Source organism: Streptomyces sp. NPDC001156 (assembly GCF_053598275.1).
This window is the reverse complement of sequence record NZ_JBSFJX010000295.1, coordinates 1-8,046: the sequence shown is the minus strand read 5'-3', so window position 1 is coordinate 8,046 and position 8,046 is coordinate 1. Positions and strand designations below refer to the sequence as shown.

Below are 8,046 nucleotides of genomic sequence, written 5' to 3'. Positions count from 1 at the left end.
GCCGGGGCCCCGGCCCCGGCGGTCGTACGAAAGGACGGGACGTCAGGTTGGCAGCGCACCGCAAGCCCAGACAGCGTTCGCTCGGCGGCAGCACCGCCCGCACCGCCGCCACGATCGCCCTCGCGGGAGCGGCGACCGCGACCGCCTTCGACGGAACGGGGCACGCCGAGCCCCCGCTCTCCCCGGCCCAGGTCAAGGCCGAGGTCGACAAGCTGTACCGGGAGGCAGAGGTCGCCACCGAGAAGTACGACGGGGCGAAGGAGGAGGCGGCCGAGACCCAGCAACGGCTCAACGCGCTGCGGGACGAGGCGGCCCGCCGGACGGACCGGCTCAACTCGGCACGTGAGGCGCTGGGCTCGGCAGCGGCGGCGCAGTACCGCAACGGAGGCATCAACCCCTCGGTACAGCTCCTGCTCTCCTCGGATCCGGGGCGCTACCTCGATGACGCGGCGTTCGCCGAGCGGCTCGACGGCCGGCAGGCGGCAGCCGTAAGGCGGGTGCGGGCGCAACTGCGGGAGATCGAGCAGCTGCGCGGGGCGGCCCGGGTGGAGCTTGCCTCCCTGAAGTCGCGGCAGGCCGAGCTGAGCCGGCAGAAGCGGACCATCACCGAGAAGCTGGGCGAGGCGCGGCAACTGCTGGCCGGGCTGACGTGGAGCGAGCGGGCCGGACTCGGCGTGGACGGGCGGGCGTCGCGGGACGCGGCGCGTGACCTGGGGCCGGTGTCGCTCGCGGTGTCGACCGCGATGGCCCCCGGCCCACGGGCGGCGGCCGCGTTGGCGTACGCGTACAGCAAGCTCGGCAGCCCCTATGTCTGGGGTGCGACAGGTCCTGACGCCTTCGACTGCTCCGGCCTGGTGCAGGCCGCGTACCGCTCGGCGGGGATCTCGCTGCCGCGGACGACGTACGCCCAGATCGGCGCCGGACGCCGTGTCTCGCGCGCCGAACTCCTCCCCGGCGACCTGGTGTTCTTCTACTCGGGGGTCAGCCACGTGGGCATCTACGTGGGCAACGGCCAGATGATCCACGCGCCCAATCCGTCGGCGCCGGTCCGGCTCGCACCGATCGACCTGATGCCGTTCGCCGGAGCCACCCGGGTGGTGTAAGCCGCCCTCACGTGGCACACCGGGCCGGTGCGGCGCGGGGGCCGTCACACCAGCCGTCGTGCCGTCGCCCAGCGTGTCAGCTCGTGCCGGTTCGACAGCTGGAGCTTGCGCAGGACCGCGGAGACATGGGACTCGACCGTCTTCACCGAGATGAACAGCTGCTTGGCGATCTCCTTGTAGGCGTAACCGCGGGCGATCAAGCGCAACACCTCGCGCTCGCGCTGGGTGAGGCGGTCGAGGTCCTCGTCGACCGGCGGGGCGTCGGTCGAGGCGAAGGCGTCGAGGACGAAGCCGGCCAGACGCGGGGAGAACACCGCGTCGCCGTCCTGCACGCGGAAGACGGAGTCGACCAGATCCGAGCCGGTGATCGTCTTGGTGACATAGCCGCGCGCACCGCCGCGGATGACCCCGATCACGTCCTCCGCCGCGTCCGAGACGGACAGGGCGAGGAAGCGGACCGGCTGCTCCGCGTCGGCCATCAGGGGCGCGCACCGACGCAGCACCTCGACCCCGCCGCCGCCCGGCAGATGGACGTCGAGCAGGACCACCTCGGGGCGGCTGGCGGTGATGACGCTCACCGCCTGGTCGACGTCCGCGGCCTCGGCGACGACCTCGACCCCGGTCCGCTCGGTCTGCCCGATCTCGGCCCGGACTCCCGTACGGAACATCCGGTGGTCGTCGACGAGCACGACCCGTACGCGCCGCTCTTCCGTGCCGCCCCCGCTCGCGCGCTCCGGCTCCGCCGGGCCGGCCGACTCGTTCGCGTCGCTCATGACGTCTTCTCCACCCTCTCCATCTCCAACTCGACTTCCGTGCCGCCGCCGGGAACGGCGCGTAGCCGTGCCGTTCCGCCGTTGCGCTCCATACGGCCGATGATCGATTCTCTGACACCCATACGGTCTGCGGGAATCGCGTCGAGGTCCAAGCCCGGGCCGCGGTCGCGGACGGAGACGAAGACCGTCCTTCCCTCGACCTCGGCGTAGACCTGGACAGCACCGCCCTCGCCACCGTACTTGGCGGCGTTCACCATCGCCTCGCGCGCGGCCTGCATCTGTGCGCCGATCCGTTCGTCGAGGGGGCAGTCGCCGACGACGACGACCTCGATGGGCACGCCGTGCTTGTCCTCCACCTCCGCCGCGTTGCGCCGGACCGCCTCCGCGAGGGTGTCGGGCTCCTCGTCCTCGTCCTTGCCGGTGCCCTCGGGTTTGTAGAGCCAGGCGCGCAGGTCCCGCTCCTGGGCGCGGGCGAGGCGGCGTACCTCGCTCGCGTTCTCCGCGTTGCGCTGGATCAGGGTCAGGGTGTGCAGGACCGAGTCGTGGACGTGGGCGGCGACTTCCGCGCGCTCCTGGGCGCGGATGCGCATCAGGCGCTCCTCCGACAGGTCCTGGGTCATCCGGACGAGATAGGGACCCGCGAGCAGCGTGACGCCGACGAGGACCGCGAGCGCCGCCTGCAGGACCGACCCGAGATGGGCGGCGGAGCCTTGCAGCACGAAGATGCCGGAGACGCCCGCGGTGACCAGCAGGACACCGGCGGCGGCGCGGAGCAGAGTCAGGGTGCGCCGACGGCTGCCGACCTCCATCCAGCGGGCCCGCCGCGCGTTGTCCGCCTGGCGCCAGACCAGGGCGACACCCGCGGCGACGAGGACGGCGGGTATGAGGTACGCCTTGGCCGCGCCGCCGACGTTCACACTGCGCACGAAGGTCAGCGCCACGACGACCATGAGCAGCAGGGCGACGATCTGGCCCCGGTCGGGTCTGCGGGCGACCAGTCTGCGCCGGCCGTCCGGCGAGGTCTCGGTGCCGACCAGGGACGGGGAACGGCGGTCGTCGACACCGCCGACACCGAGCGGGACGAAGAACCAGAACGCCGCGTACAGCAGGGCGCCCAGACCATCCGCCGTCATCAGCCCGACGAAGACGAGGCGGACCCAGATCACGGGCAGGCCGAGGTGCCCGGCGAGCCCCCGCGCCACGCCCCCGAGCCAGCGTCCGTCGCTGCTGCGGTAGAGCTTGCGCGGCGGCCGCGGGTCGTCGAGGGGCCCTGCTGCGGCGTCCGGCATGCCATTGATGGTCACACGTACGGCGCACCGGGACATCAGGGTCGGGCCCCTAGACTCCCCTGATCTTCGAATTCGGCGATCGAACACTTCCCGCGGCGGCTGTCGGGGCAGATTTCAGGGTTCTGCCAGGGTCGTCCCGCCTGCCGCTGGGCCGCCGCGGCGGAGACCATGGACGCATGACGGATCAGCAGCGCGCGGCAGTGGGGCGGGGCCCCGGCCCGGGGCACGGCCCCGGCGCCGGGCAGGGCTCCGCCGCGAGGGGCGAGGCGCGCGCACCCGGGGACGCGACCGTGCGGCAGGATGCGGCCGTGCGGGAGAGCCGGGCCGAGGACGGGGATGCGGGCGTGCACCGGAACGAGGAGGACTTCGGGGGCGCTCCGGTCCACAACGAGCACGACCGCGGTGGCACCGGCGCACCGCAGGGCCCGGGCCGGAGCGAGCCCGGGGACGCACCCACCGGAACGGCGGCCCGTGACCGCGCCGACGGCGGGGGCCCCTCCAGAGGCCCGGTAGGACCCGGGCGCCCAGGCGCACCTGAAGGCGGACGCGGGCCCGGAGGCCTCGGCGCCCCTGGGTCGGCATCGGGAGCCGGACGCGGTCCGGGAAGCCCGAGTGGCCCCGGAGAAGGCGGAGGCGGGCCTGTCGGGGGCGGAGACGGGCCCCGGCGTGAGGACGGCCCGGAGGGTGACGGCCCGGGCGCGGTCCGGGGTCATGGGCGCTTCCGGCGTGACCGGCAGTACAAGATGCTGGGGGGCGTCTGCTCCGGGCTGGCCCGGCAGTGCGACATGGACCCGGTGATCTTCCGCATCGTGCTCGCGGTGCTCTCCGCGACGGGTGGCCTCGGACTCATTTTCTACGGTTTCGTCTGGCTTCTCGTCCCGTACGAGGACGAGGAGGAGAACGAGATCCGCAAGCTGCTGACCGGCCGCGTCGACGGCCAGGGCCTGGCCGCGGTTCTGTTCGCGCTCGTGGGCTGCGGAGTCTTCCTGTCGATGCTCAGGAACGGCGGGGTGCTGACCTTCGCCGCCATCCTGTCCCTACTCCTCGCCGGTGCGGGCTTCTGGTCACGGCAGCGCGGCGCCACCGACCCCGACCCGCTCGCCGCGCAGGCGGTGGCCGACGCCCCACCGGAGGCCACGGCGCCGCCCGTTGCCGCCTCCTACCCGTCCTGGTGGCGCGACCCCATCGTCAAAGACGGCACCCACGTGGGCGGCACCGGCTATCTGTGGGGTCCCAGCGACACCCCTGGCCGTGACATCGCCGCGGCCGTCGACAGCCCCCGCGGCTCGTCGTACGCCCAGCAGACACGGGACGCGGACCGGCCGAGGCTGCCCGGGCCACGCTGGATCGGCGGCTGGGTGTTCCTGCTCGCCCTGCTGGCGGGCGGTCTCGGCACCGGTCTGACCTGGGACGGCCAGGCGCTGGGCACAAGCCTGCAGACGGGTCTGGCCAGTGCGCTCGCCGTGTTCGGCGTGGGAATCGCGATCAGCTCCTTCCTCGGGCGCACCGGGGCGGGCTCGATATTCATCGCGATAGTGACGGCGGGGCTGCTCGCCGCATCGGTGGCCCTGCCGAAGGACATCAGCACGCACTGGACGCGCACGACATGGACACCGGCCTCGGCGGCAGCCGTCCGGGAGAAGTACGACCTCGGCACCGGCGTCGGCACCCTGGACCTGAGCCGGCTGCGGCTCGCCAAGGGCGAGACCGTGACGACCCGGGCCGAGGTCGGGGTGGGCCAGCTGAAGGTGGTGGTCCCGAAGGACGTCGCGGTGGCACTGAAGATCGACACAGGTATCGGCGACATTCAGCTGCCGGGCGAATCGGAGAAGGACGTGGACGTGGAACCGGGCAGGCACAAGCAGGTGACGCTCGATCCCGTGCCGGGGACGAAGAAGGCGGCCACACTCCGCCTCGGCCTGAAGGTCGGCGTGGGACAGGTGGAGGTGACCCGTGCTGCGTCATGAGTTCCAGCCCGGCCGGCTGGTGGCCGGCATGGCCCTGACCGGCGCGGGCGTCGTCTACCTCGGCGACGCGAACGGCGCTTGGACGACGCCGTGGTTCGCGCTCATCCCACTGATCTGTGGGGGCCTCTGCCTCGCGGCCGTGAGCGGCCTGCTGGCCCATGCGCTACGCAGGTCCCGCCCGGTCCGCGGGAAACCGCGTGCCGAGCGGGACGGAGCGACGACCCCCTAGCTCCGGAGTGGATCCGGAGTACGCGTGGGTCCGTTGCGCGTAGCCCCGGATGGCTCCGGAGCACGCGTCCTACCGGTACGCGTTCGCGCGTTGCCGCCGTCGGACACGGATGGCCGCGTCCAGGGAGAGCACCGGGGCACCGGCGAGCACCAGGGGGATCCAGGCCATCAGATAGGCGAGGTCGTTGCCGTAGTAGTAGGGGCTCGAGGCCCAGCTCACGGTCAGCCACAGGCTCAGCGAGATGAGCGCACCGCCGAACGCCGCCAGGCGGGACAGCAGTCCGATGAGCGTGCCGATGCCGACGGCGAGTTCACCGAAGGCTATGGCATAACCGAAGCCCACGGGACTCTTCAGCGCCAGGTCGACCAGGGCGGGGATCGCCGAGGTGTCCCGTACGGAGCGCATCAGGTCGCCGATCGAGCCGGCGCCCGAGCTGTGCATGAAGGCACTGCTGGTGAGTTTGTCCAGGCCCGCGTATATGAAGGTGACACCGAGGAAGATGCGCAGAGGTATCAGCGCATACCGCGTGGCGCTGTCCCGCCAGTCGCGGCGCTCGTCCAGATAGGAGGTATGGGAGTCCATGCGAATGCCGTGAGTCATCGTGTCCGCCGCCTCTCGCCCGCCCTGCCGTTGACTCCGCAACAGACCATACGTAGGAACGGGGGCGCGCGCTCAACTGCTGCGCGCCGAATTTTCCTGCTTTCCGCGCTTGTGACATCCGGCCCCGGTCCTTCCTGCCCGCTCCGAGCGTCCCGGCCCTGGCGCGCCACACGCCCGGCCTCGCCGCACTGGGGCGGTCCCGCGGCCATCGGGCAGCGGCGCACCGAGACAGCGCAAGGGACCCTGCCGACATATCCCACAGCTAAGCCGATATTCACACCACAGGCCTAGGCCACTCGACCGACGGCCGGCCGCCGCGGCCGGACCCGCCGACGCAGCGACTCGGCCCCGGCAGCGACTGCGGCTCGCCTTGGAGCAGGACGCGTCACCGCGTCATGTTGGTCGTCACTCCGTGACGTCGATGGCCACCGGGTTCGTCTCGACCCCCGCGGCCGTCACCACCTGAACCTCGACCCTGCCGGGCTCCACGTCCGCCGGGACCGGGACCGCCAGGAGCGAGTCGGTCGGGTTGCTGAAGCCACCCGCGACCGGGACGAGGGGTACGTGGACATGGACCGCGCCTATGCGGACCACCATCCGGGCGAGCCGGTCCGCTCTCTGGGCACCGGGCGGTACGAAGCCGGCGCCGCGGATCTCGATGTCGTCGCCCGTACGGATCGGCGCGTCCAGGTCGCCCGCCTCCCGTGCCCGCACCACCGAGAGAATCACCGGACGGCCGCCCTCGGCGTACTTCCCGGCGAGGTAGGTGGCCGCCGAGACCAGGACCAGCAGGGCGAGGCCCCAGGGCAGATCCGGGAGCTGGTCGGGGCGGCGGGCCAGTCGTACCGCCGCGAACACCAGAGCGACCGCGCTGATCACGACGTACTGGATGTCCGTGAAGCTGCCGCGCCCCGAATCGTCCGTCAGCAGGTCCGCCGCCCGCGGCCGATCGGCGCGTACCTTCTGCAGACGCTGGCCGAGCACACGCAGTCCGACCACCCGCCGGACCACCACGGCGATCCCGCACACCACGGCGACCACGGACACCACACCCACCCCGCGCGCGAGGTCGAGCCCGGCGATCAGCGCATCGCGCTTGTCGTGCGTCGAGGCCGCCGCCAGCTCGGTGGCCAGCACCAGCACCGCGTACACCACGAACAGCACCCAGCTCGCCGCCAGCGCACGCGAGGTCGACAGCCGGTTGTCCTCCCCGACGAGGGGCGCGACCACCCCGCCACGTGCCCGGTGCAGATACCCCGCGCCGGTCAGTGCGGCGCCCACCAGCACGGCCGCGACCAACCCCGCCGTCCGTGCCAGGGTCCACCCCGCGCCGATGGCCGTCAGCGCCTGCGCCAGCAGCAGGACGCCCACCGCGCCCCACACCCAGGCCGCCGTACGCCGCCACAGTCGGCCGAGCCATGCCTCGCCCTCGGCCCGGCCGCGCTCGGCCACAAGGTCGGCGGACTGGGTCAGCTCGTCGGACACCCACTGGCGGGACGCGGACGCGGAGTGCGCGACCGCCGCAGGCAGCCCCCGACCGGAGGCGAACTCCTCACGCTTCGCAAGGAATTCGGCGACCGCACGCCGGTGCCCCTCGCGTGCGCCGTGCGGGCAGTCCCCGCAGGTGCAGCCACCCTCGTGCGCACCCGGGCCGCTGCCACGCCCCGCGCCCTGCCTCGCCTCCTGCACCGCCACGCCCGCTGCCGCCTTCCCCGCGCCAGATCTCCGAACCGCCCCCGCCCGCGCAACTGGCAGACGATGACAGCGCATTGTGCCGTACGGAACACACCTCGCGTCCGCCAGGTCCGGTCAGGAGGGGTTGGGAGCTGTTCGGTTTCGGATGTGCAGGAGTGTGCGTGCGTGTGCACGAGCATGTACTGGTTCGTGGTGGTGCAGCGCGCACGACCGCTTGGCGGGCACTGTCAGTGCCGGCCGGTACCGTTCTTCCCGTTGCTGATCAAGCGTTGAGGGAGGGGGTGCATCGATGCGAGGTGAGTCGCTGCGCACGATCGCTGCCCCCTTCGTGGCCGTCGGCCCGTCCGGCGTGGCGATCCGCACCCGCATCAAGGCCCTCACGCCGGACGA

General features: G+C 72.5%; 7 protein-coding genes. 3 read left to right on the top strand and 4 right to left on the bottom strand.

The window, feature by feature from the left end; genetic code table 11:
• The first annotated feature begins 47 nt into the window (after nt 1-47).
• The gene (locus ACWDA7_RS47995; protein ID WP_450613893.1) at nt 48-1,103 is read left to right on the top strand and encodes an NlpC/P60 family protein; all 1,056 of its coding nucleotides are present in this window, start codon (nt 48-50) and stop codon (nt 1,101-1,103) included.
• A 44-nt stretch (nt 1,104-1,147) separates the two neighbouring features.
• On the opposite strand, the gene ACWDA7_RS47990 is transcribed toward ACWDA7_RS47995, so the two are convergent.
• A complete protein-coding gene (locus tag ACWDA7_RS47990) occupies nt 1,148-1,876 on the bottom strand; it encodes a LuxR C-terminal-related transcriptional regulator (RefSeq protein ID WP_450613890.1) in 729 nt (242 codons plus the stop codon).
• Nucleotides 1,873-3,201: a PspC domain-containing protein gene (locus ACWDA7_RS47985; RefSeq protein WP_450613888.1), complete on the bottom strand. Its 1,329-nt coding sequence runs from the start codon at nt 3,199-3,201 to the stop codon at nt 1,873-1,875. The genes ACWDA7_RS47990 and ACWDA7_RS47985 overlap by 4 nt, the downstream gene beginning before the upstream one ends.
• Before the next feature lie 308 nt (nt 3,202-3,509).
• Between ACWDA7_RS47985 and ACWDA7_RS47980 the strand changes: the two genes are divergently transcribed.
• Both ACWDA7_RS47980 and ACWDA7_RS47975 read left to right on the top strand, forming a co-directional pair.
• Nucleotides 3,510-5,132, top strand: coding sequence for a PspC domain-containing protein (locus ACWDA7_RS47980; RefSeq protein WP_450613891.1), 1,623 nt, complete (start codon nt 3,510-3,512; stop codon nt 5,130-5,132).
• Nucleotides 5,119-5,361 (top strand): hypothetical protein, encoded by a 243-nt coding sequence (locus tag ACWDA7_RS47975; protein WP_450613886.1) that lies wholly within the window; start codon nt 5,119-5,121, stop codon nt 5,359-5,361. Before ACWDA7_RS47980 ends, ACWDA7_RS47975 begins: the two co-directional genes overlap by 14 nt.
• 69 nt (nt 5,362-5,430) lie before the next feature.
• Here ACWDA7_RS47975 and ACWDA7_RS47970 read toward each other — a convergent pair whose 3' ends face one another.
• A complete protein-coding gene (locus ACWDA7_RS47970; protein ID WP_450613884.1) occupies nt 5,431-5,961 on the bottom strand; it encodes a DoxX family protein in 531 nt (176 codons plus the stop codon).
• 405 nt (nt 5,962-6,366) lie between these two features.
• Nucleotides 6,367-7,656 (bottom strand): hypothetical protein, encoded by a 1,290-nt coding sequence (locus tag ACWDA7_RS47965; protein WP_450613882.1) that lies wholly within the window; start codon nt 7,654-7,656, stop codon nt 6,367-6,369.
• Between the last annotated feature and the right edge of the window lie 390 nt (nt 7,657-8,046).